At 66.2% G+C, this 23,592-nt stretch carries 22 protein-coding genes; 9 read left to right on the top strand and 13 right to left on the bottom strand.

The genetic code is table 11. From position 1 onward, the window contains the following. Position 1 precedes the first annotated feature (1 nt). The 6 genes from plsY to ruvX form a co-directional block, all read right to left on the bottom strand. Positions 2-634 carry a glycerol-3-phosphate 1-O-acyltransferase PlsY gene (gene plsY / locus FRZ44_RS08160; protein ID WP_151176721.1) on the bottom strand — a complete coding sequence of 211 codons (633 nt, stop codon included), beginning with the start codon at positions 632-634 and terminating at the stop codon, positions 2-4. After that, positions 634-1,950, bottom strand: a complete 1,317-nt coding sequence (locus FRZ44_RS08165; protein WP_151176722.1) for a dihydroorotase — start codon at positions 1,948-1,950, stop codon at positions 634-636. The genes plsY and FRZ44_RS08165 overlap by 1 nt, the downstream gene beginning before the upstream one ends. Positions 1,951-1,954: 4 nt before the next feature. Beyond that, a complete protein-coding gene (locus tag FRZ44_RS08170; RefSeq protein ID WP_151176723.1) occupies positions 1,955-2,923 on the bottom strand; it encodes an aspartate carbamoyltransferase catalytic subunit in 969 nt (322 codons plus the stop codon). Between the two features lie 193 nt (positions 2,924-3,116). Further along, on the bottom strand, positions 3,117-4,304 hold the full coding sequence (locus FRZ44_RS08175; protein ID WP_151176724.1) for an MFS transporter: 1,188 nt from the start codon (positions 4,302-4,304) through the stop codon (positions 3,117-3,119). Then, positions 4,304-5,524 carry a CaiB/BaiF CoA transferase family protein gene (locus FRZ44_RS08180; protein ID WP_151176725.1) on the bottom strand — a complete coding sequence of 407 codons (1,221 nt, stop codon included), beginning with the start codon at positions 5,522-5,524 and terminating at the stop codon, positions 4,304-4,306. Before FRZ44_RS08180 ends, FRZ44_RS08175 begins: the two co-directional genes overlap by 1 nt. 109 nt (positions 5,525-5,633) lie before the next feature. Beyond that, positions 5,634-6,104: a Holliday junction resolvase RuvX gene (gene ruvX, locus FRZ44_RS08185; RefSeq protein ID WP_151176726.1), complete on the bottom strand. Its 471-nt coding sequence runs from the start codon at positions 6,102-6,104 to the stop codon at positions 5,634-5,636. A gap of 103 nt (positions 6,105-6,207) precedes the next feature. Between ruvX and FRZ44_RS08190 the strand changes: the two genes are divergently transcribed. From FRZ44_RS08190 to FRZ44_RS08200, 3 genes are read left to right on the top strand one after another with little or no spacing between them, the layout of a single operon-like run. Next, a complete protein-coding gene (locus FRZ44_RS08190; RefSeq protein WP_151176727.1) occupies positions 6,208-6,672 on the top strand; it encodes an Lrp/AsnC family transcriptional regulator in 465 nt (154 codons plus the stop codon). Beyond that, positions 6,665-7,339 carry a LysE family translocator gene (locus FRZ44_RS08195; RefSeq protein ID WP_151176728.1) on the top strand — a complete coding sequence of 225 codons (675 nt, stop codon included), beginning with the start codon at positions 6,665-6,667 and terminating at the stop codon, positions 7,337-7,339. Before FRZ44_RS08190 ends, FRZ44_RS08195 begins: the two co-directional genes overlap by 8 nt. Positions 7,340-7,355: 16 nt before the next feature. After that, positions 7,356-8,000, top strand: a complete 645-nt coding sequence (locus FRZ44_RS08200) for a LysE family translocator (protein WP_151176729.1) — start codon at positions 7,356-7,358, stop codon at positions 7,998-8,000. A 15-nt stretch (positions 8,001-8,015) separates the two neighbouring features. Here the strand turns inward: FRZ44_RS08200 and FRZ44_RS08205 are convergent, their stop codons facing one another. Together FRZ44_RS08205 and FRZ44_RS08210 are read right to left on the bottom strand one after the other, a co-directional pair. Next, the gene (locus FRZ44_RS08205) at positions 8,016-8,489 is read right to left on the bottom strand and encodes a PaaI family thioesterase (protein ID WP_151176730.1); all 474 of its coding nucleotides are present in this window, start codon (positions 8,487-8,489) and stop codon (positions 8,016-8,018) included. Between the two features lie 52 nt (positions 8,490-8,541). Further along, entirely contained in the window at positions 8,542-9,117 is a 576-nt protein-coding gene (locus FRZ44_RS08210; RefSeq protein ID WP_151176731.1) for a TetR/AcrR family transcriptional regulator, read from the bottom strand. Positions 9,118-9,234: 117 nt separating this feature from the next. On the opposite strand from FRZ44_RS08210, the gene FRZ44_RS08215 reads away from it, so the two are divergent. Further along, entirely contained in the window at positions 9,235-10,293 is a 1,059-nt protein-coding gene (locus FRZ44_RS08215; protein ID WP_151176732.1) for an aldo/keto reductase, read from the top strand. Between the two features lie 28 nt (positions 10,294-10,321). Here FRZ44_RS08215 and FRZ44_RS08220 read toward each other — a convergent pair whose 3' ends face one another. The 4 genes from FRZ44_RS08220 to FRZ44_RS08235 all read right to left on the bottom strand — a co-directional run bounded on the left by FRZ44_RS08220 (position 10,322) and on the right by FRZ44_RS08235 (position 15,200). Continuing rightward, positions 10,322-11,020 carry a type III secretion system chaperone family protein gene (locus tag FRZ44_RS08220; protein ID WP_191908477.1) on the bottom strand — a complete coding sequence of 233 codons (699 nt, stop codon included), beginning with the start codon at positions 11,018-11,020 and terminating at the stop codon, positions 10,322-10,324. Between the two features lie 107 nt (positions 11,021-11,127). Beyond that, positions 11,128-12,471: a trypsin-like serine protease gene (locus tag FRZ44_RS08225; protein ID WP_191908478.1), complete on the bottom strand. Its 1,344-nt coding sequence runs from the start codon at positions 12,469-12,471 to the stop codon at positions 11,128-11,130. 139 nt (positions 12,472-12,610) lie between these two features. After that, entirely contained in the window at positions 12,611-13,930 is a 1,320-nt protein-coding gene (locus FRZ44_RS08230; RefSeq protein WP_191908479.1) for a trypsin-like serine peptidase, read from the bottom strand. A 10-nt stretch (positions 13,931-13,940) separates the two neighbouring features. Continuing rightward, a complete protein-coding gene (locus FRZ44_RS08235; RefSeq protein ID WP_191908480.1) occupies positions 13,941-15,200 on the bottom strand; it encodes a trypsin-like serine protease in 1,260 nt (419 codons plus the stop codon). A gap of 338 nt (positions 15,201-15,538) precedes the next feature. On the opposite strand from FRZ44_RS08235, the gene gatC reads away from it, so the two are divergent. From gatC to FRZ44_RS08255, 4 genes are all read left to right on the top strand, one after another. Then, entirely contained in the window at positions 15,539-15,826 is a 288-nt protein-coding gene (gene gatC, locus FRZ44_RS08240; RefSeq protein WP_151176737.1) for an Asp-tRNA(Asn)/Glu-tRNA(Gln) amidotransferase subunit GatC, read from the top strand. A gap of 8 nt (positions 15,827-15,834) precedes the next feature. After that, positions 15,835-17,301: an Asp-tRNA(Asn)/Glu-tRNA(Gln) amidotransferase subunit GatA gene (gatA, locus tag FRZ44_RS08245; protein ID WP_151176738.1), complete on the top strand. Its 1,467-nt coding sequence runs from the start codon at positions 15,835-15,837 to the stop codon at positions 17,299-17,301. 5 nt (positions 17,302-17,306) lie between these two features. After that, a complete protein-coding gene (gatB, locus tag FRZ44_RS08250) occupies positions 17,307-18,782 on the top strand; it encodes an Asp-tRNA(Asn)/Glu-tRNA(Gln) amidotransferase subunit GatB (protein ID WP_225308597.1) in 1,476 nt (491 codons plus the stop codon). Positions 18,783-18,900: 118 nt separating this feature from the next. Beyond that, positions 18,901-20,925: a bifunctional DedA family/phosphatase PAP2 family protein gene (locus FRZ44_RS08255; RefSeq protein ID WP_191908481.1), complete on the top strand. Its 2,025-nt coding sequence runs from the start codon at positions 18,901-18,903 to the stop codon at positions 20,923-20,925. Between the two features lie 34 nt (positions 20,926-20,959). Here FRZ44_RS08255 and FRZ44_RS08260 read toward each other — a convergent pair whose 3' ends face one another. After that, complete coding sequence (locus tag FRZ44_RS08260; RefSeq protein WP_151176740.1) at positions 20,960-22,543, bottom strand: winged helix-turn-helix domain-containing tetratricopeptide repeat protein; 1,584 nt, start codon at positions 22,541-22,543, stop codon at positions 20,960-20,962. Positions 22,544-22,827: 284 nt separating this feature from the next. Between FRZ44_RS08260 and FRZ44_RS08265 the strand changes: the two genes are divergently transcribed. Then, positions 22,828-23,583: an SDR family oxidoreductase gene (locus FRZ44_RS08265; protein ID WP_151176741.1), complete on the top strand. Its 756-nt coding sequence runs from the start codon at positions 22,828-22,830 to the stop codon at positions 23,581-23,583. Positions 23,584-23,592: the final 9 nt, after the last annotated feature.

Below are 23,592 nucleotides of genomic sequence, written 5' to 3' on the forward strand. Positions count from 1 at the left end.
TCTAAGTTTCTTTCTTCCCAATCTTCGGCTCTTCGCCCTTGAGCAGGCGTCGGATGTTCTCGCGATGGCGCCACCAGACGAGCGCCGCGACGAAGATCGCGAAGACAGCGAGGCGAGGGCCGGCGAGGAGCCAGGCATAGATCGGCGCGAAAAGGAGGGCGAGCAGCGCCGAGAGCGAGGAGTAGCGGAAGATCAGCGCTGCCGCGAGCCAGGTCACGCAGGCAAGCGCGCCGACGCGCCAGTCGAGCGCGAGCAGGATGCCGAGGCTGGTGGCCACGCCCTTGCCGCCCTTGAATCCGAGCCAGACCGGATAGAGATGGCCGAGGATCGCACCGGCGCCGGCGGCGAGCATCAGGTCGGGGCCAGCGGCATCGCCGCCCCAATATTGGGCGATGAGGACCGCCGCCGCGCCCTTGGCGCCATCGAGCAGCAGGGTCGCCAGCGCCAGCAGCTTGTTCCCGGTGCGCAAGACATTGGTGGCGCCAATATTACCGGAGCCGATCTTTCGGATATCGCCGAGGCCGGCCGCGCGCGTCAGCAGCAGGCCGAACGGGATCGAGCCCAGCAGATAGCCTAGCGCCAGCGCGACGAGATGAATCCAGGAAGGATCGAAGCCGGAGCCCGGATCGCCCATCAGGCGTACGCCTCGAAGACGGTGCGGCCGTCGACCAGGGTGCGCAACACGCGGCCTTTGACGGCGCGCCCGTCGAAGGGCGAGTTCTTCGACTTGCTGCGGAAGTGATCGACCTCGATCTTGCCCTCCGCGTCGGGATCGAACAGCAGCAGGTCGGCGGGGGCGCCCTTGGCGAGGCGGCCCTGCGGCAGCCTCAGGATATCGGCGGGTGCCGTCGACAGGCGGCGGATCAGCTCGATCAAGGTGAGCTTGCCCTGATGCACCAGCGCCAGCGAAAGCGGCAGCAGCGTCTCGAGCCCGACGATGCCGAATTCGGCATGGGCGAAGGGCACGCGCTTGGATTCCGTGTCGTGAGGCGCGTGATCGCTGGCGATGGCATCGATGGTGCCGTCGGCGATGGCGGCGGCGATGGCGGCGCGGTCGCTCTCGCTGCGCAAGGGGGGCGAGAGCTTCGCGAAGGTGCGGTAATCGCCGACCTCGGCCTCGGTCAGGGTGAAATAGGGTGGGGCCGTGTCGCAGGTGATCTTGAGACCGCGCGCCTTGGCGGCACGGATCGCGGCGACCCCATCGCTGGTCGAGAGATGGGCGACGTGATAGCGGGCGCCGGTCATCGCCACGAGATGGAGATCGCGCTCGATCATCATCACCTCGGCGGCGCGCGGGATGCCGGAGAGGCCGAGACGGGTGGCGAGCGCGCCGCCATTCATGACCCCGCCGGCCGCCAGATCCGGCTCCTCGGGATGCTGCAGGATCAGAAGATCGAAGGTGCTGGCATAGCTCATGGCGCGGCGCAGCACGCGGGCGCTGGCGACGGCCCTGGTGCCGTCGGTAAAGCCCAGGGCGCCGTTCTCGGCCAGCAGGCCGAACTCCACGATATCCTTCCCCTCGGCGCCGCGCGTCACGCTGCCATAGCAATAGACCTTGGTGCCCTTGGTCTCGCGGGCGCGCCGCGCGATGAACTCGACGCCGGAAACATGGTCGATCACGGGATCGGTATTGGGCAGAGTCACCATGCTGGTGATGCCGCCGGCCGCGGCCGCCTCGCTGGCGGTCGCGATGGTCTCCTTGTGCTCTTCCCCGGGCTCGCGCAGCTGGACCCGCATGTCGACCAGGCCCGGGACCAGGCAATGGCCGCCGCAATTGACTTCGATGGCATCGGCGGGCAGGCCGTGCTGGCCGAGCGCCGGGCCCAGATCGGCAATCTCGCCATCGACGATGAGAATGCCGCCGGGACCGTCATAGCCCGAGGCCGGGTCGATCAGCCTGGCATTGAGCAGGGCGGTCGGGCGGGGCGGGAGCCTGGAACTGCGCGTCATCGGCTCAGCTCCCCAGATTGTCGCGCAGTTTTCGGGTCAGGAGGTCGAGGCAGGCCATGCGCACGGCCACGCCCATCTCCACCTGCTCGCGGATGGCGCTGCGGCCGATATCGTCGGCCACCTCGCTGTCGATCTCGACGCCGCGGTTCATCGGGCCCGGATGCATGATGAGGGCATCGGGCTTGGCCGATCCCAGCTTGTCGTAATCCAGGCCGAAGAAGCGGAAATATTCGCGGATCGACGGCACGTAGGAACCCTGCATGCGCTCGGTCTGGAGGCGCAGCATCATCACGATGTCGGCGCCGTCGAGGCCTTTGCGCATGTCGGTAAAGGCCTTCACCCCCAGCTTTTCGATGGCGCCCGGCAGCAGGGTCGGCGGGGCGATCACCCGCACGGTGGCGCCCATCGTCGTCAGCAGGTGGATGTTGGAGCGCGCCACGCGGCTGTGAAGGATGTCGCCGCAGATGGCGACGATCAGGCCTTCGAGCCGGCCCCGGCGCCCGCGAATGGTCAAGGCGTCGAGCAGCGCCTGGGTCGGATGCTCATGGCTGCCGTCGCCGGCATTGATCACGGCGCAATCGACCTTCTGCGACAGGAGATTGACGGCGCCGGAGTCAGGATGGCGCACCACCAGCACGTCGGGATGCATGGCGTTGAGGGTGATGGCGGTGTCGAGCAGGGTCTCGCCCTTTTTGATCGAGCTCGCCTGCACCTGCATGTTGATGACGTCGCCACCCAGCCGCTTGGCCGCCAGCTCGAAGCTGGTGCGGGTGCGGGTCGAGTTCTCGAAGAACAGGTTCATGACCGTGCAGCCGAGGAGAAGCGAACCCTTCTCCTTCTGGCGCATGCGGTCGATATAGGATTCGGAAAGGTCGAGCAGCCCCGAGATTTCGTCCCGGGTGAGGCCGTCGATGCCTAGCAAATGGCGGTGCCGGAAGCTGAGCGGGGCCGGCCTTTCGGTGCTGCGGGTCATCGAGGGCGGACTATAAGCGCGGGGTCCTGCGTGGAGCAAGCGCGGCGAGGTGATTCAATTTGTTGTCTCCTCCCCCGCTCTGCGGGGGAGGACCAAGGAGGGGGCCGCTCGCTGCTTTTCGTTCGCGCAGCCCCCTCCCTAGCCCTCCCCCGCGAGGCGGGGGAGGGGACAAGAACTCCCGACTCGGCTCCGCTCACTCTTCCACGGCGACTGGCTGCCGCCGCAGGCTCCGGATCCAGGACACGACCGGAATCGGCAGATAAATCAGCAGCAACGCCACGGCGGTCCAGATCAGGCCGGACGAACCCAGATGGTCCATGGCGGCGCCGGCGATGACGGGACCGGTCAAGGTGCCGATCCCCCACATCAGGGTAAAGACCGCGCTGGCGGTGGCGAGATCCGAGCCGGTGAAGCGCTCGCCCAGCATGATGACGCCGAAGCTGTAGAGCATGGCGAAGATGCCGCCGCAGAAGAAGAACAGCGCCAGCCCGAGATATTCGGCGCCGATGGCGAAGGGGACGAGCAGGAAGCCGCCGATGCTGACCAGCACGCAGAGCAGGAACAGCAGGCGCCGGTTCATATGGTCGGCAAGCCAGCCCAGCGGATATTGCAGCGCGATGCCGCCGAGGCTCATGACCGTCATGATCATGAAGGCGCGCTGCTCGGTGGTCCCGTGATCGACGGCATAGATGGCGAAGAAGGTGTGGAACGCCTCGCCCACGGCGGCGAACAGCAGGTTCAGGAGATAGGGCATCGGCGCCAGCAGCAGGAAGCGCAGGAAATGCACGCTGGGCCGGCCCTCGAGGCGAGGCACGGCGCGGCCCGCCAGCAAGGTGATGACGCAGCCCACCAGCGAGAAGGCGGCCGCGACGATGAAGGGAGAAAAGCCGCTGGAGCCCGTGATCAGCAGCAGCAGCGGTCCGAGCGCCATGCCGGCCGAGGAGGCGGTCGCATAGATCGCGATGATCCGCCCGCGCTTCTCGTCGGGTGCCATGGTGTTGATCCAGGCCTCGCTGGCGACCCAGATGACCGATCCGCAGGAGCCGAGGATGAAGCGCAGCGGAAACCAGGCCCAGAAATTGGGAAAGGTCGGGAGCAGGCCATAGATCACGGCCGACAGCAGCATGGCACCCAGCAGCAGGCGGCGCGGCCCCAATGCCAGCATGAGACGGCTGCTGAGCGGGGCGGAGAGAATGACGGCCATCGCCGAGGCCGCGGTGCTGAGGCCGATCAGGCCCTTCTCGACGCCCTGCCGCTCGAGGATCAGTGCCAGCAGCGGAAAGGTGATGCCGTAATTGAGCGTCGCCAGTGTGACGGACGCGATCACGCAAGCGAGGCTGCGCGCCCGTGCGCCGCTGCTGGCCGCCGTGGCAGCACTCATCAAATGGCGCCGTCGGCCTTGAAGCGGTTGAGTTCGGCGTCGCCGACCCCGAGCAACTCCTTCAGCACCTCTTCGGTATGCTGCCCGGCATAGGGCGGGGCCCGGCGATATTCGACCGGTGTTCCGGAGTATTTGATCGGATTGCCGATCAGATCGACCTGGCCCGAGCCCGCGAGCGGGTGGGGCATGGTGATCTTCATGCCGCGATGCTGGATCTGCGGATCCTCGAACACCTGTTTCACATTGTTGACGGGGCTCGCCGGCACGCCGAGCTTGGCGAGGCCCTCGTTCCATTCGGCCTGCGTCTTGCTCTTGGTGAGGGGCGGCAACAGCTCGTCATAGAGGACTCGTCGGTTATGGACGCGATCCTCGTTGGTGACGAAACGCGGGTCGGTTGCGAGCTCTGGTGCGCCGGCGAAGGCGCAGAACTTCTGGAATTGCGAATCGTTGCCGACCGCGAGCAGGAAGTAGCCGTCCGCGCATTCCAGCACGTTGTAGGGAACGATGTTGGGATGCTCGTTGCCGACGCGCCCCGGCACCTTGCCTGAGGTGAGATAGTTCAAGCCGATATTGACCAGCCAGGCGACTTGCGTGTCGAGCAGCGAGAGGTCGATATATTGTCCCTCACCGGTCGCGTTGCGGTGATGCAGCGCCGCCAGGATGGCGGTTGTCGCATACATGCCGCACATGACATCGGCGATACCGACGCCCACCTTCATCGGCGGGCGGTCGGCCTCGCCGGTGACGCTCATGATTCCGCCCAGCCCCTGCGCCAGCAGATCGTAGCCGGCGCGCGGCGCATAGGGGCCCGTCTGGCCGAAACCGGTGATGGAGCAATAGATCAGCTTGGGGAACTGGTCCTTGAGGTTGGCATAGGCGAGGCCATAGCGCGCCATGTCGCCGGCCTTGAAATTCTCGACCATGATGTCGCAGGTCGCGATCAGCCGCTTGGCGAGGGCCTGGCCCGCGGGCTTCGCGATGTCGATCGTAACCGACCGCTTGTTGCGGTTGCTCGACAGGTAATAGGCGCTTTCGCCGGTATTGGCGCCGTTCTTGTCCTTGATATAGGGCGGGCCCCATTTGCGGGTGTCGTCGCCCTGGCCGGGCCGCTCGATCTTGATGATATCGGCGCCGAGATCGCCCAGGAGCTGGGTGCAGGTGGGGCCGGCAAGGATGCGGCTCAGATCGAACACGCGGAGGCCCGCGAGCGGTCCAGACATGAGAAGGTCCGTGGCAGAGGTTGATGCGATAAGCCCGAATTGGTGGGCGCACTCTGGCGACGGGCGGGGGTCCGGTCAACTGGCGTGGGGAGACCCGGGGCCAAGCCCTTCAGGTGGCGCGATTCAGCGCATCGAGCGCGCCCTGGAGGATGTAGGCCGCCGCCATCTTGTCCACCACCTCGGCGCGGCGCTTGCGGCTCATATCCGCCTCGTCCACCAGGAAGCGCTCGACCGCGGCGGTGGAGAAGCGCTCGTCCCAGAGCAGAGTGGGGAGATCGCGCCGCGCCATCAGGTTGGCGGCGAACTGGCGGACCGACTGGCAGCGCGGCCCTTCGCTGCCGTCGAGCGCCACCGGCAGGCCGATCACGAATCCGATCACGCGGCGGCTGTCGATCAGCGCCTCGAGCCGCAGCACATCGTCGCTGAACTTGGTGCGGCGGATCGTTTCGACCGGCGAGGCCACGCTGCGGCCAGGGTCGGAGATCGCGATGCCGATGGTCTTGGTCCCGACATCGAGGCCCAGGAGCGCGCCTTTCGGCGGCAGGGTTTCACGCAAGGCGGCGGGGGCGAGGAGCGGCATGGCTTCTTCCTAAAGCGGAGCCGCTCTCACGGCAAGCCGGACGCCTGTCTGGCCTCCGTAAAAAATATTGAAAATATCAAATCAGGCAGTAAATTATGCGGCCATGGACGAGTTAGACAGAAAAATTATCCAGCTCCTTCAAAGCGATGGCGAGCGGCCCCTGGCGGCACTCGGCCGTGCGGTGGGGCTCTCCGTGTCAGCGGTCAATGAACGCGTCAAGAAACTGAAATCCTCTGGGGCGCTGATCGCCATTCAGGCGCGAATCAATCCCGAGGCCCTCGGACTCGACATCCTCGCCTTCATCCACGTATTGATGGACAAGCCTGCGGGCGAGGGGGAGTTCATCAGGCGAATGCGCGAGATGCCCGAAGTGCTGGAGTGTCATCACATCACCGGCGACTACTCCTATCTGTTGAAGCTTCGCGCCCGCAACCCCGCCCATCTCGAACAGATCATCGGCCGGCGCATCAAGGCGATCGCCGGCGTGGCGCGCACGCACAGCGTGATCGCGCTCTCGACCGCCAAGGAAACCTCGACGCTGGACAGCCGGGCGCCATCCGATGCTTGACGGATTTCCCGGCGCGTTCTTCGTCAAGGGCGTTCTCGTCGGTCTCGCCATCGCGGCGCCGGTGGGTCCCACCGCGCTGATCCTGGTTCGGCGCACGCTGGCACGCGGCTGGCCAGCCGGCCTCGCAACCGGCTTGGGCGCCGGCACGGCCGACGCGATCTATGGTCTCGTCGCCGTCGCCGGCTTGTCGCTGATCGGCGATTTCCTGATGGCCGAGCGGGAGTGGCTCGCCTTCATCGGCGGCGTCATCCTGGTGACCCTCGCGATCGTCAGCTGGCGCAGCCATATCGCCGACCGGATCGCGGAGAAGAGCCTCACCGTGGTGGGGCTCGCCGGGCAGTTCTTCTCGATCCTGGTCCTGACCCTCGCCAATCCGATGACGCTGCTCTCCTTCGTGGCCGTGATGGTCGCGATCGGTGCGCTGCCCGAAGAAGGCGAGAACCTCACTACGGCCAGCGCCTATGACGTCCATTTCGTGCTGCAGCTGGTGCTGGGCGTGCTGGTGGGGTCGGTCGGCTGGTGGTTTTTCCTGGTCGCCCTCTCGCTCGCGATGCGCAAGCGGCTGAGCCAGCAATGGCTGCATTCCTTCAACCGCGTCTGTGCCGTCGGCCTGCTGCTGTTCGGCGGCTATGTGCTGGTCGAGGCCGTGCGTTGGGCCGTCGAATGAGCGAGGGCCCGCAATCATGTCCGATCTGGATCTGCTGCTGAAGGGCCTGGCGATCGGACTCGCCATCGCCGCCCCGGTCGGACCCATCGGCCTGCTCTGCATCCGCCGCAGCCTGGCGCAGGGCAAGCTTGCCGGCTTCGTCACCGGCATAGGCGCCGCCACGGCCGACGGCGTCTATGGCGCGATCGGCGCCTTCGGTATCACCGCGATTTCGGCTCTGCTGGTCGATCAGCAGCGCTGGCTGGCGATGGCCGGCGGGCTGTTCCTGATCTGGCTCGGTATCGGCGGGATGCGCCGGCCGCCGGCGACCGAGGCGGCGACGCCGTCGCGCAGCGCCCGCGACCTGGCGGGTTTTTTCGTCTCGACCTTCGCGCTGACCCTGACAAACCCGGCGACCATTCTCTCCTTCGCGGCGGTCTTCGCGGGGCTCGGTCTGGGTGCGGGCGCGCAGGGCGGCATGAGCGCCGGCAGCATCGGGGCGGCGCTGATCACGATCGCCGGCGTGTTCACCGGCTCCGCGGTCTGGTGGCTGTTCCTCAGCAACGCCGTCGGCTGGCTGCGCACGCGTCTGGGACCGGCCCTTCTGGTCTGGATCAACCGCCTGTCGGGGCTGATCCTGGTCGGCTTCGGCCTGCTCGCGGTCTGGACCGCGCTGCGCTGACGCGGCCAGCGGCGCTTAGTCTTTCGGCTCTTTCGGTGCCTTCAGCTCGAACACCAGTAAAGTCGAGGTCGCCGAAGCGTAGAGCCGGCCGCCGGCATCGACGAGGCGACCCTCGGTGAAGGCCACGCGTTTCCCGATCGTCACGATCTTCCCTTCGGCGCGGACCGCCCCCGTCTCGAGCGTAATGGCACGGTGGTAGGCGATCTTGAGCTCGACGGTCGTATAGCCCTGGTCGGCTGACAGCGCCGAATGAGTGGCGCAGCCACAGCAAGAGTCCAGCATCGTCGCCGCGTAGCCGCCATGCATGCTGCCGATCGGATTGAGGGCATGCGGTCCCGGTACGCCTTCGAAGACGGCGCGTCCTTTCTCGACCTCGACCAGATTGAAGTCGAGCGTCTCCGCGATCGGCGGGCGCCGGCCCGTCTTCATCAGGAGCTGCAATTGCTCGAGGCCGGTGAGGCGGCCTCGATGTTCCTCGAAAACGTTCATTCGGTTCTGGTCCTCGAAAGTTGGAAGTGCGATCCGGGCGGGTAAGCCCGGATCAGGAGGCGGCGGGCGCGAGCGAGGCCGACATGGCCTGCAGGATCTCCTCGGAGAGGGCAGGGTCGTCGACCGCCCGCGCCAGGACCATCGCTCCCACCAGGCTCGAAAAGACAGCGAGGGCCCTCTTGCGTTTCGCGGCCGCCGAACGGCCGGGAATCAATCCTGTCAGACGATCAATGAGGGTGCGGAACCCTTCCGTCACACTGCGGCGGATCGCGGGGCTCTGGCGGGCGACCTCGGGCCCGAGCGCGGACAGCAGGCAGCCCAGGCCCGGATCGTCGCGGTGACGGGGGGACAGATAGGCCTGCATCAGGGCCGACAAAGGCTTTCCGCCGGGCCGGTCGGCGAGCTTGTCCCAGCGCGCCACCGTCTCGGCGATCGCGCGGGCGTAGGCCTCGGCCGCCAATTCCTCCTTGGAGGCGAACTGGCCGTAGAAGCCGCCATGGGTGAGGCCGGCGCGGTGCATCACGTCGGCCACGCCCACGCCCTCGAAACCCCGCTCGCGGAAGAGTTTCGCGGCCGCGGCGAGAACGCGCTCCCGATTGCGCGCGGCCTGTTCTCGACTGACTTTCATGGGTCGCTCCAACGTCACGTCCGTCGGCTTGACAATATAAATGATCGCCATCATGTATTCAATGATGATGATCGACATTTAACCGTGGCGCCCGCCACCGAAGGATAGGAGAGCTCCATGCGTTACAAGCTGTTCGGCCGCCATACGGGCCTGCGCGTTTCCGAGCTGGCGCTGGGCGCCGGGAACTTCGGCACGGGATGGGGCCATGGCGCCGATCGCGACGAGGCCCGGAAGATCTTCGACGGCTACGTCGAGGCGGGCGGCAATTTCATCGACACGGCGAATGGTTATCAGCTCGGCCAGTCGGAGCCGATGGTCGGCGAGTTCATCGGCGCCAACCGCGATCACTTCGTGCTGACGACCAAATACACCCTGCAGACCACGCCCGAGGACGGGCTGCTGCAGACCGGCAACAGCCGGAAGAACATGATCCGGTCGGTCGAGGCGAGCCTCAAGCGGCTCAAGACCGATCGCATCGATCTGCTCTGGACGCATATGGCGGACGGCATGACGCCGATGGAAGAGATCCTGCGCGGCTTCGACGATCTGGCGCGCGCCGGCAAGATCCTCTATGCGGGCCTGTCGAACTTCCCAGCCTGGCGAATCGCGCGCGGCGCGACCCTGGCCGAGCTGCGCGGCTCGCTGCCCATTGTCGGCATTCAGGTCGAGTACAGCCTGGCCGAGCGCACGGGCGATCGCGAGCTCCTGCCGATGGCCGAAGCGCTGGGCCTCGGTGCCGCGCTCTGGTCGCCCCTGGGCGGCGGCTTCCTCACCGGCAAATATCGCGAGAAGGAAGAAACCAACCGGCTCGCCAAGCTCGGCATGCTGGTTCACACCGAGAGATCGGCGCGCGAAACGGCGCTGCTGGATACGGTGCTGGCGGTCGCCAAGGAGGCCGGGACCACGCCGACCCACATCGCCATTGCCTGGTTGCTCGAGAAATCGGCGCGTTCGACGGTGGGGCTTGTTCCGATCCTGGGCTCGCGCAGCCGGGGTCAGCTCGACAATACGCTGGGCGCGGTCGAGGTGAAGCTGACGCCGGATCAGGTGACGAGGCTGGACGTTGCCAGTGCCATTCCGCTGGGCATCCCCCACGATCAGCTGCGGGAATCAGCTCCCCAGCTGGCGGGCGGCAAGCCCGAGCTCCTGGATCCGCCGGCCATTCCGGTGGCCTGAGCCAGGGCCGCTCGGGCTCCGGCCGGCGTCAGATTCCGTCGCCCTCGTCCGGCTGGATCATGCTCTTCTGCGGCTGCTGATTGTCGGTGGCACCGCTGTTGGCGCTGCCGGTGTCGGGCTTGGGCTCCGGCACGCTGCCGCTGCTGGAGTTGCTCGATCCGCTGTCGTCGCTGTTGCTGTCGCTACCGCGCGCCTCGGCCAGGCCGTCGACGACGCGGCCCAGCGCGCTCTCATAGATGCGGATGCCGTTCTCCTGGAACTCCTGCGGATTGACCCCGAACTGCACATTCAGGTCATGCTCGGTCTGCAGGTTGCCGTCATCGTCGACATAGAGCTTCACGGCGATCTCGTCGCGATTCCAGTTGTTGGCGAAGCGCAGCAGGCCCTCGCGGTCGATGCCACGGATCTCCGAGGACGGAATGGGGGCGGTGAAGCGCAGATTCCAGATGGTTCCGTCATCGAGCTTGTCGAACACGACCCAGCCCTCGAGCGGGACATCGTTGCCGTGGAAGGTGACCTCGAGGTCGCCTTCGCCGTCGATCTTGCTCTTGATGTGTTCGTCGCTCAGCAGCGAGCGCACCAGCTCCGCCGACGGCTTGTAGAGCGCGCTGTCGAGCCGGCTTCCCTTCGGCGCATCGAACGCCAGGGCCGGAACCGACAGGGGCCCGGGCGCAACGGCGGCCAGGAGGACCGTCAGGCCGGCGGTCAGGAACACGGAACGCAACATCGATCCTCCCAGGGCGGGCTGCCGAGGGGCCCGCATGAGTTCGGCAGCCGGCGTGGAATTTTCGCGCGAAGCGGGGGCTTCGCGCAATCGGTTGAAAATGGCAGCGCTCATGGCTGGAATCTCGACAACTGGCCCTGCTTGCCTTGAGGCGGAAGGGCGGCTTCCTGCGGGGCGCTGGCGACGAAGTCGGGCAGGGCGGCCGCGAAAGCGGCCGCGGAGACGGCCATATCGGCGCCTTTCAGCTCCCGGAAGTCGACCTCGGCGGATTCGATGCCGATGATGACGCAGGCATCGTTCTCGCAGACCAGGTCGGGCGAGCCGGAATCGCCGGGAACGGTGCCGCAATGATGGGCGTAGGTATTGTCCTTCCAGACCATGGAGAGATGGCAGTTGCGCCGCGCCACGGGATGGTCGCTCTGCTCGTTGCCGTAGCCGATCTGGGTCATGGAGGGTCCGTTCGCCTCGACCATCGCTTCGAGGTCTTGCGGATCGAGCGCACGGATGGGAAGGACACCCGTATCCTGGCCCACGCCGCGATCGAGACGCAGCAGCGCCCAATCATAGCCATCGACCTCGTTGGTCTCGAGGAAGCGCTTGTGATCGAACTCGGGCGGCATGTAGACGTCGCGGATCAGGGCCGTCGCAATGAAATGGCCCTGGTCGTAGCCGGCGCTGAAGCGTTCGGCGACGACGCTCCGGTGATCCTCGTCGAACAGGCAATGAGCGGCGGTCAGGATCACGTTCTCGGCCACGACCGAGGCCGAGCAGAGACCGCCATCCGACATTTCCAGGAGCCCGATGGCGCGCGCGGGCGGAACGCTGGCATCGACCGGTTCGCCGGGCGTGTCGCCATGCGGATTGTCGGTGTCTTCCTGGGTCTGCTGGCCGTTCGAGGCGCCGTCGCTGGCGCCGCTGTCGGGTGAGGCGAGGGCGTTCAGGGCGCGGGCCAGCGCGTCCTGGTAGAGCCGGATCCCATTCTCCTTGAACTCGTCGGGATTGATCCCGAACTGAACCGGCTGGTTATGCTCGGCTTCGATCTGGCCGTCCTCGTCGAGATAGAGCTTGAGCGCGATCTCGTCGCGATTCCAGGCGTTGGCAAAGGCGATGAGCGCATCCCGGTCGCGATCGCCCGTCAGTTCCTGGGGAATGATCGTGGTGAAGCGGATATTCCAGATCTCGCGCTCGTCGACCCGGTCGAGCACGATCCATCCGGGCAGATCATGCTGCGCGGCCTGAAAGGTGAGCGCCACATCGCCTTCGCTGTCGATCTTGCTGAGGATGCCCTCGTCCGAGAGCAGCGACTGCAGCAGGGCCGCCGAGACGCGATAGAGCGGCGTCGCGATGCGGCTGTCGCTCGGCGGCTTGAAAGCCAGGGCCGGGCCGGGGCAGGCCCAAAGCGTGACGCCGATCAGAAAGGCGAGCAGGCCGGCAGTAAAGGCAGAGGGGCGCATCCGAACCTCGGCTATCGGGACTCCGAGGGCCTTGGCCGCCCCCCTTGAGGACATTATGCCTGGATCGCTGCCGTTTTGCTCGGCGCTTCGAGAGGAAATCCGCCGGACCCCGGGGACCCGCAGCTGCCGGCGGGGCGGGTCAGCGCAGGTCGCTGGCGCGCTGTCCCATCGCGCCGGCCCGCGAATCCACGTTGGGGTCCTTGATCCAGTCCTCCACCGGCGTCGCCTGCAGCTTGCCGGAACCGAGGTCCTTCAGGGTCGGGGCGAAGGCGGCGCTGCCGACCACCAGGAACACGTGATTGACGTAATCGAGATCGACCCAGGCATAGTTGATCCCGATGATCCGGTATTTGTCGCCCTGATGCAGCAGCAGCGGCGATCCGGAATCGCCTTTCACCAGGCCGCACTGGGTCGTGTAGTAACGCGCATCCAGCACATCGGCCGGACCGCAGCTATGCCGGAGCTTCGGGCGGAAACCGCCCTGGCCGCCATAGCCGATCTGAATGACATCGGACTTCGCGTCGTCGACGATGCCATTGAGGTCGGGCTTGGTCGCCGCAAAGACGTCGATGATCCCGGTCTGCCGGCCGATCGGCGAATCCAGCGTCGGCAGCGCCCAATCCCGGCCGAAAGCGGGATTGTCGATGGTCTTGCCGTCGAACTGATGGACCGGGTCGTAGTCCGGGTCGACATGGACCGCCGTCACATTGGCCGTCGCCACCGCATCGCCATGATCGCTTCCCGCATTGAACAGGAGCGGCTTCACATGGCGGCCTTTGTCGTCCATGACGCAATGGGCCGCCGTCAGGACGATATCTTCGGCGACCAGGGTGGCCGTGCAGATAAAGCCGCCCTGGGTTTCGAGGCGGCCGACGGCGCGCGCCGGCATTTTCGAGGGGTCGGCCAGCTCCCAGTCCGAGGCGTAGGCCTTGTCGCCCTGGGACTGGTGGGCCTTGCTTTCCTGGGCGAGGTCGTCGAGGACCCGGTCCAGCGTGGTGCGGAACGCGCCGATGTCCCGCTTCATCCGCGTTGCGTCATAGGGCGCCGGCGTTCGCGGATAGGTGGCGGTCAGAACGAGCACGCCGCTGTTTTCGAGATCGAGATGCGTCGGCCCCAGATTCCTGTTGTTCCAGCGCTGCGCGAAATCGTGCAGGATCTCGCGGCTGAGAAACAGGATCCTGTCGGCGGGGATCGGTGCCAGCGGATCGATGGCGGCAACCTTGCCATGGGCATCGACGGTGAGGGCGATGGAGCCCGGCACCGGCACCTTGCCCTTGATCCAGGTGACCTCGATCTCCTTCGCGTCGCCCGAGGGCTTGGTGTCGAGCCCGAGATCCTGGACGGCCTGCGATGCCTGCGCCACGGTCATGGGCCCCGCGGCCGTGTCGTCCGCGAAACCGGCGGCGAGGGACGCGACGAACGTCAGGATGAAGGCGAGTCCGGCGAGGGGTGCGCGCAAGGAATCGTCTCTACCGGGTGCTGCGGGTGCCTGCGTTCTCCGACTTCTCGGAAGCGTCGCGCGTCGATGCATGATTCAGGAACTCCGGCAGCGCATTGATGAAGGCGGTGCTCGAAACCGCGACATTGGCGTGTTTGATGTCGTGAAAGTCGATGATCGCCTCGTCGATGCCGATGATGCTGTAGCTGCCATTCTCGAACAGCAGATCTGGCGAACCCGAATCGCCCGGCTCGATATGGCAGAGATGCGCGTAGGTATTGTCCTTCCACACATGCGCAAGGCGGCAATCGCTCTGCATGGTGAGCTCCATCGAGCTGCCATAGCCGACCCGAAACACCTGGTAATCCTGCGAGCCGATCATGCGGTCGAGCGTCGCGGAATCCAGTTCCTTGATGGGAAGAATGCCGGTCTTGTCGCCGATGGCGCGGTCGAGCCGGACGAAGGCCCAGTCATGGCCTTCCATGCCGTTCGCGCTGAAGATGCGGGTGATGTCGAACTCCGGCGGCACGAATACGTCGAGGACGCCGGCCTCGACGACCGCCTTGCCGTCGACATAGGCGGCGCGGAAACGCTTGGGCTTGACCGCCCTGCCGGCGAAATTGAACAGGCAATGGGCCGCGGTGAGAATCACGTCGGCGCCGACCACGCTGGCGGTGCAGTAGCCGTCGTTCAGCTCCAGCAGCCCTACGGCCTGGGCCGGCAACTGGCTGATATCGGCTTTCTTCCGGGTCGAGTTGTAGCTGCTGGAGAACTCGTCGAGCTGATCGCGAATGCGGCTCAAGGTCTGCTCGAACCGGTGCAGCCCGTTGGCTTCGAATTCCGCGGGGTTGATTCCGTACTCGACCGGCATGTTGGTCGAGGCGATCAGGATGTCGTCGTCCCCGGTATAGAGCGTGATCATGCCTTCGACCCGATTCCACCGATTGATGAACTCGGCCAGCATGGCGGGGTCGGGGTCTTCCTTGGGCTTGGCCGGGAGAATCGCGGCCACGCGCAGGTTCCAGATCTGGCCGTCGGGATTCCGGTCCAGATTCACGAAGCCGGGGTAGTTCGTGCCGTCGACATGCCAGTCGATGGCGACATCGCCGTCGGTCATGGTGCGCGGCGAAAGGCCCGCCTTGGCCAGCAGCGACTTCACATAGCTGTCGGTTGCCTTGAAAAGCGTTCCCGGCAGCGGCTCGCCCGTCGAAGCGGCGAAGCCGGGGTGGGAAAGGGCGAGCAGGACGGCAAGGGCCGTCAGGACGTGGCGTGACGTGCGGAGGAGGGACATGGGTGATCGGGCGCGAGGGCTCGTCGAATTGCTATGTCCCTGTCGGGACGGGGGCCGGGCCCTCGGGCGAAATCGCAGAGGGTGAAAATCAGGTCGATAGAACCAGTCTGACGTGAAATTCCTGCGATCTGCAACCTCGGCAGTGGCGAGGGGCGCGGTTAACGCCGGGGAATAGGACGCAAACGCCCGAGAATCGGGCGGAAATCGGGCAGTTTGGCCGTTCCGGCGCCCGGGAAGGCGCTGTTGCGGGCCCCGGGGGCGGGTGATATTTTCCCCGCCTCCCGACATTCCCGGAGCGTTCTCCCCGGCCGTTTACCGGAGCCATCCTTAGGATTCCCATGTCGCTCGACCGCAAGACCGTTGCCCATATCGCGACTCTCGCCCGCCTCAAGCTCACGGATGAGGAGCTCGACGGCTATGCCAAGGAACTGGACGGCATTCTGCATTGGGTCGAGCAACTGGACGCGGTCGATGTCTCGGGCGTCGAGCCGATGAGCGGCGTCGGGCGCTTCGCCCTGCCCAAGCGCAAGGACGAGGTGACCGACGGCAATTGCCGCGACCGGGTCCTGGCCAATGCGCCGGATGCCGCGGCCGGCTTCTTCTCGGTCCCCAAGGTCGTGGAGTGACCGCAACCATGACCAAGATCACCGATCTCACGATTGCCGGCGCGCTCGACGGGCTCGCCAAGGGCAGTTTCTCCGCCAGGGAGCTGACGCAGGCCCATCTCGAGGCGATGGCGGCCGCACGCCACCTCAATGCCTACATCACCGAGACGCCCGAGAAGGCCCTGACCATGGCCGAGGCGTCGGACCAGCGCCGCCGCGCCGGCAAGGCCGGCGCCATGGACGGTATTCCGCTGGCGATCAAGGACCTGTTCTGCACCGAGGGCGTCCCGACCACGGCCGGCTCGCATATCCTGCAGGGCTTCAAGCCCACCTATGAATCGACCGTCTCGACCAATCTCTGGAAGGCCGGCGCCGTCATGCTGGGCAAGGCCAATCTGGACGAGTTCGCGATGGGCTCCTCCAACATGACCAGCTATCACGGCCATGTCGCCAATCCCTGGAAGCGCAAGGGCGATCCCTCGGTGCTGGTACCCGGCGGTTCCTCGGGCGGCTCGGCCGCCTCGGTTGCGGCACGCATCGCGATGGCGGCGACCGGCACCGATACCGGCGGCTCGATCCGCCAGCCGGCCGCCTTCTGCGGCATCGTCGGCATCAAGCCGACCTATGGCCGCTGCTCGCGCTGGGGCATCGTCGCCTTCGCCTCGTCGCTGGACCAGGCGGGCCCCATGACCCGCAGCGTGGAGGACGCCGCGATCATGCTGGGCGCCATGGCGGGCCACGATCCGAAGGATTCGACCTCGGTCGATCTGCCGGTGCCGGATTTCCGCGCCGCGCTTACGGGCGACATCCGCGGCATGAAGATCGGCATCCCGAAGGAATATCGCGTCGACGGCATGTCGGCCGAAATCGAGACGCTCTGGGCACAGGGCGCCGAATGGCTCAAGGCCGCCGGCGCCATTCCGGTCGAGATCTCGCTGCCGCATACGAAATACGCGCTGCCGACCTACTATATCATCGCTCCCGCCGAGGCCTCCTCGAACCTCGCGCGCTATGACGGCGTGCGGTTCGGCCTGCGCGTTCCGGCCGACACGCTGGATGAGATGTATGAGCTCACCCGCGCCGCCGGCTTCGGCGCCGAGGTCAAGCGGCGCATTCTGATCGGAACCTATGTGCTCTCGGCCGGCTATTACGACGCCTATTACTTGCGGGCGCAGCGGCTGCGTAGCCTGATCGCGCGCGATTTCACCGAAGCCTTCAAGCAGGTCGACGTGATCCTGACGCCTGCGACACCGACGGCGGCCTTCGCCGAGGGCGAGAACAGCGACGATCCGGTGGCGATGTATCTGAACGACGTCTTCACCGTGACCGTGAACCTCGCGGGCCTGCCGGGCATCTCGGTGCCGGCGGCGCTCTCGGCCGAGGGTCTGCCGCTGGGCCTGCAGCTCATCGGCAAGGCATTCGACGAGGCGACGCTGCTGAGGGCGGGGCAGGTGCTGGAAAAGGCCGCGGCCTTCACCGCGCGGCCGGAGGCGTAACGGTCATGAACGATGTGATGGCGAACGACAGCAATCTGATCCAGGGCCGCACCGGCGCCTGGGAGATCGTGCTCGGGCTCGAGGTCCATGCCCAGGTGATCTCGAACTCGAAGCTGTTCTCGGGGGCGGCCACGGCGTTCGGCGCCGAGCCCAACACGCAGGTGAGTCTGATCGATGCCGGCTTCCCCGGCATGCTGCCGGTGATCAACGGCTATTGCGTCGAGCAGGCGGTGCGCACGGGCCTGGGCTTGAACGCGCAGATCAATCTGCGCTCGGTGTTTGACCGTAAGAATTATTTCTATGCCGATCTCCCGGCCGGCTATCAGATCTCGCAATACCTGCAGCCGATCGTGGGCAAGGGCACCATCATCCTCGATCTCCCCGACGGGCGGTCGCGCGAGGTCGGCATCACGCGCCTCCATCTCGAGCAGGATGCAGGCAAGAGCCTCCACGACCAGCATCCGAAGAAGACCTATGTCGATCTCAACCGCGCCGGCGTGGCGCTGATGGAGATCGTGTCGGAGCCGGACATGCGCTCCTCGGAGGAGGCCGCGGCCTATCTCAAGAAGCTGCGCTCGATCCTGCGCTATCTCGGCACCTGCGACGGCAATATGGACGAGGGCAGCTTCCGCTGCGACGTCAACGTCTCGGTACGCAAGCCCGGCGGCGAGCTCGGCACACGCTGCGAGATCAAGAATGTGAATTCGATCCGCTTCGTGCAGCAGGCGATCGAGCATGAGGCGCGCCGGCAGATCGAGCTGGTCGAGGATGGCGGCACGGTCAAGCAGGAGACCCGCCTGTTCGACGCCGGCAAGGGCATCACGCGGCCGATGCGCAGCAAGGAACATGCGCATGACTACCGCTATTTCCCCGATCCCGACCTGCTGCCGCTCGAGCTCGATGCGAAATGGGTCGAAAGCATCAAGGCGACGCTGCCGGAGCTGCCCGACGTCAAAAAGGCGCGCTTCATCAAGGCCTATGGGCTCTCCGCCTATGACGCGGGCGTGCTGGTGGGCGAGCGGGAGACGGCGGCCTTCTATGAAAGCGTCGCGAAAGGTCGCGATGCCAAGCTGGCGGCCAACTGGGTCATCTCGGAACTGTTCGGCGTGCTGAACAAGCAGAACAAGGAAATCGGCGACTCCCCGGTCTCGGCGGCCTCGCTGGGCGAGCTGGTGGATCTGCTGGCCGACAACACCCTCTCTGGCCGCCTCGCCAAGGACGTGTTCCAGGCGATGGTCGAGACCGGCAAGGGTGCCAGGGCGATCGTCGAGGAGAAGGGTCTGCGCCAGGTCACCGACACCGGCGCCATCGAGGCCGCGATCGACAAGGTCATGGCCGAGCAGGCCGACAAGGTGGCCGAGTACCGCTCGGGCAAGGACAAGCTCCTGGGCTTCTTCGTCGGCCAGGTGATGAAGTCCACCGGCGGCAAGGCCAACCCCGCCATGCTGAACGAGCTTCTGAAGAAGAAGCTCGCGGGCTGAGCCCCCCGCGCCATCGCGAGAATGACCCGCGCGCACCCGTTGCCTTCTGACGCCGTCCTTCGACGGAGGCTGGCGAGGCGGGTGCGGCATGGCCGGGTGCACGGTCGGCGGGTCACACATGCTTGATTACCTGCATAAGTTCCTCGACTTCTTCGCGGCCAATCCGGCGCTCGCTTATGGGCTGGGGTTTCTCGCGGCCATGGTCGAGGCTCTCCCGGTGGTCGGCGCGGTCGTTCCCGGCTCGACCCTGATCATCGCAATCGGTGCGCTGGTCGCGACCGACGCGATCCAATTCTGGCCGCTCTCCGGCTGGGTCATCCTCGGCGCCGTCGTCGGTGACACCATCGCCTATAATGTCGGTCGCATTTACGGCCGTTCGATCGTCACCCGCTGGCCCTTCAGCCGCCATCCGCGCCTGGTCGAGGAAGCCGAGCGCTTCTTCGCGCGCCATGGCGGCAAGAGCGTGCTGTTCGGCCGCTTCCTCCCGGCAACCCGCGCCTTCGTGCCGCTCTTCGCTGGCATCCTGCTATTGCCGCCGGCGCGGTTCTATCCCGCGGTCATCCTCTCCGCGGCGATGTGGGCCTTCGCCCATATCCTACCCGGCGTGGCGGTCGGGGCCTCGCTGACCCTGGCGGGGGCGGTGGCCGGGCGGCTGCTGATCTTCATCGCGCTGCTGGTGGCCGTGTTGCTCCTGGCCCTGTGGCTGATGCGGCTCATCCTGCGGATCTTCATTCCCTGGATCGGCCGCCTCGCGGGCCGGGCGGACGCCTGGGCCGTCACCGGCGACCGCTGGCCGCAGCGGCTGATGCGATCGCTGCTGGAGCCCGGCGAGCGCGAGCTGCGCGGATTGATCGTCGCCGTGGCGCTGCTGGTGGCGACGCTCTGGCTGTTCTTCGCGATCCTCGAAGGCGTGGTGGGTGGCGAGCCGCTGGTGCGGGCCGATTCCGCGATCTTCGGGCTGCTGCAGAACCTGCGCTCGCCCTGGGGCGACGGGCTGATGGTGGCGGTCACGGAGCTCGGCGATCCGGTCGTGGTCATCGGCATCACGCTCGCGGTGCTGCTGTGGCTGCTGTCGCAGCGGGCCTGGCGCACCGCGCTCTATTGGATGGCGGCGGTCACGCTCAGTTCATTTTTCAATACCGGCCTCAAGATGATGCTCTACCGGCCGCGGCCCGCGCCCGATCTCTATAGCGGCTGGGGCGCCTTTTCCTTTCCCAGCGGCCACGCCACGGTCAACATCGTGATGTGGGGCTTTCTCGCCTTCCTGGCGACGCGGGAGATGAAGCCGCTCGGGCGCCGCATCTTCATCGCGTTCACCGTCGGCCTCGTCAGCCTGATCGCAATCTCGCGGCTCTATCTCGGCGCCCACTGGTTCTCGGATGTCAGCGCGGGCCTCGCCTTCGGCGCTGCCTGGCTGACATTGCTGGGCACTGTCTATCTGCATCACCGTCCGGAACGGATCCACAGCAGGGGACTGGCCGTGGCCGCAGTGGCGGCCCTGGTCGGCATCGGCGCCTTCCACATTCACAGCAACCATGACCGCGATCTGGCCTTCTATGGTGTGCGCCAGCAGACCGAGGCGATTTCGCTCGAGGCCTGGCGCCAGGGCGGATGGAACGCGCTGCCGGAGCGGCGGATCGATCTGAAGGGCCATTACGAGGAGCCCTTCACCGTGGCCTGGGTCGGACCGCCGCGGGCGGTTGCGCGGAAGCTCGACGAAGCCGGCTGGCGCGAACCCGTCCGATGGAGTCTCTCCAGCTTGCTCGCCTGGTTGTTGCCCAACCCGGGACCCGAAGCGTTGCCGGTCCTGCCGCGGCTCGACGACGGCCGGCCGCCGGTGCTGATCCGGCTGCTGCCGCGGCCCGACGGATCGCGGCTCGTTTTGCGGCTCTGGCCGACGCAACTGGTGATCCACGACGAGGCCGGCGCCAGCCAGCCGGTGATGGTGGGCACCGTCGCGGCGCAGCAACCGCGCCGGCTCCTGAAACTGATCACGCTCAACCGGATGCAGGGCTCGTTCGACGCGGCGCGCGACGTGCTGGCACAGACCCTGCAGTCGGGACGGCTGGTCGCGCATGTCGGCGCCGCCGCCAACGAAGGCTGGGATGGCAGGATGCTGCTGCTGGAGACGCCGGGGCCCTAGGCTCTCGTTCGCGCCATCATTGGGCGCCCGGCCGTCATTCCGGCAGCCCCGCTTTTCGCAAACCATCGGCGAAAATGGCGAGATCGTTCGGTCGGTGGATCGGAAGCCAATCCTTCAGGGTGGAGATCCGCAGGGTTGGGTCGAGTTGACGCACATGCTGCATGGCTCGTCGCGCTCGCTCCTGCCGGCCGGCAAGCGCATGGCTGGCGGCGATGATGCTGACCACCATCAGAAAGCTCGGCAGATTCCGGTACGCCTTCTCCGCCCATGACGACGCGACGTCGAAACGCCTTGCGAACAGATGCGCCGCCGCCATTCCGGCCTGCATTCGATACATTTCCGGGTCCAGGGGGCTGAGACGCATGGCCCTGGCGAAATGCTCGATGGCGCCGTCCGGTTCACCGTGCCAGACCCTGAGGAAGCCACCGAGGAACCAGGCGGGCGCGTGGTTCGGATTGAGCGCGAGCGCTCTGTCGAGCAGCGCGATACCACCGTCGAGATCGCCGACCAGATGCCCGAGCGCATGACCGCTTCTCGTGAGCGCGACTGCATCGTCCCTGCCTAGCTCGGCCGCCCGGCGGGCCAGGCGAGCGCCTTCCTCGATCTCGCGCGGTCCGTCGGTCGTCCACCCGTTGGCCTTGCGCCAGAAATAGCACCAGGCCGCCATCGCGTGCGCGGACGCGAAATCCGGGTCGAGCTCGATCGCCTTGTAGAACAGCCGCAGCGCCTCGCCGATGGATTCCCGGCTCCCCCGATGCAAGTCCGCCACTCCCCGCAGAAAACAGTCATAGGCGTCGAGGCTTTCGGTCGGCTTCCGCTTCGCGCGCTCGATCTCCGCGCGTTCCAGCTGCGGCGCCATCGCGCCGACGACGCTTGCGGCGACCTGATCCTGGAGCTCGAAGATGTCATCCAGGGCCCCCTCGAAACGCTCGGCCCATAGATGCACGCCGGTCGCCGCGTTGATCAACTGTCCGGTGATAAGGACGCGATTCGCGGCCTTGCGCACGCTGCCTTCCAGCACATAGCCGACGCCGAGCTCGCGTCCCACCTGCTTCACGTCCACCGCCCGGCCGCCATAGGTGAAGCTCGAATTGCGCGCGATCACGAACAGCCAGCGAATGCGCGACAGCGCCGTGATGATGTCCTCCACCACACCGTCGGCAAAGTACTGCTGCTGGGAATCGCCGCTGAGGTTCAGGAACGGCAAGACGGCAACGGATGGCTTGTCGGGGAGGCTCGGCACCTGCGCCGCCATTTCATCCGGCGTGACCGGTCCGACCTCCGGCGAACCCAAGCCAACCGTCGAATCTACTTCCGTGACAGCACCAACGAAGCGGAATCCCTTGCGGGGAATCGTACGGATCAGGCGCTGGTCCTCGCCGCTGTCACCGACCGCTTTCCGCACGGAATTGATGTGGCTGGTGAGCGTCGATTCCGAGACGATCCGCCCGCTCCAGACTGCCTCCAGCAGGTCGTCCTTGCTGACGACGCGCTCCCGGTTCTTCACCAGGTAGGCCAACAGGTCGAAGACTTGGGGCCCGATGGCGATCGCCTCGGACTCCTGCGTCAGTTCCCGCCGATCGAGGTCCAGCACATAGCGTTCGAACAGAAACTTCACGTCGGCGCTCCATAGCCCCTGCGTTTATGGCGGGCAGGCAGCCCAGGCTACCGGGCAGCACCTGTCGGTGCCGGGCTTTGATAGCACAGCGAATTCCTGGGGCACAGGCTCTCGGGTACCCTGACCTAAAGGGAAACGGGCGGGATTGCCGCTTGCTTGGACGAAAAACCAGCGCGGGCTCAAGGGAAATCCAAGGCCGTCACAAGGTCTTTCGGCCGACCTTCATGCATTCTCCGCTCGCTCGATCGCGCTGACGCGGTCGATGCCGGACACAGGAGAAGACAATGAAGATCGTGGTCATCGGAGGCAGCGGCCTCATCGGGACGAACCTCGTGAACAGGCTTCGCCAAAAAGGCCATGATGTCATCGCGGCGTCGCCCGCCTCGGGCGTCAACACCATCACGCGGGAAGGACTGGCTGCGGCACTTTCGGGAGCGCAGGTCGTCGTCGACGTGGCGAACTCGCCGTCGTTCGAAGACAAGGCGGTCCTGGAGTTCTTCGAGACCGCGGGCCGAAACCTGCTTGCCGCGGAAGCCGCCGCAGGCGTGGGACATCATGTTGCCCTATCGGTCGTCGGCACACAGCGCCTCCCGGAAAGCGGCTACCTCCGGGCGAAGAAGGTTCAGGAAGACCTTATCAAGGCCTCCAGGATTCCCTACACGATCCTTCAATCGACCCAGTTCTTCGAGTTCGTCAAGGGCATCATCCAATCGGGTATGAAGGGCGACGTCGTTCACCTCTCTCCCGCCCTTCTGCAGCCGATCGCATCGAACGATGTCGCCGCCGTCCTGGCCGATATCGTGGTCGGCGCGCCGGTGAATGGCACGGTCGAGGTGGCCGGGCCCGAGCCGATTCCTCTCGACGCCCTTGCGCGGCGTTATTTGGCCGCTACCGACGACAAGCGTCGGGTAATCACCGACATCCATGCACGCTATTTCGGCACCGAGTTGAACGACAAGTCCCTGACGCCCGGCGACCATCCGCGCCTGGGTACGATTCGTTTCGGGGATTGGCTCCGCGAGAATGCTGTCCGGGCTTGAGCGCCGTCA

Origin of the sequence: Hypericibacter terrae (assembly GCF_008728855.1) — a bacterium.
Taxonomy (GTDB): Bacteria; Pseudomonadota; Alphaproteobacteria; order Dongiales; family Dongiaceae; genus Hypericibacter; species Hypericibacter terrae.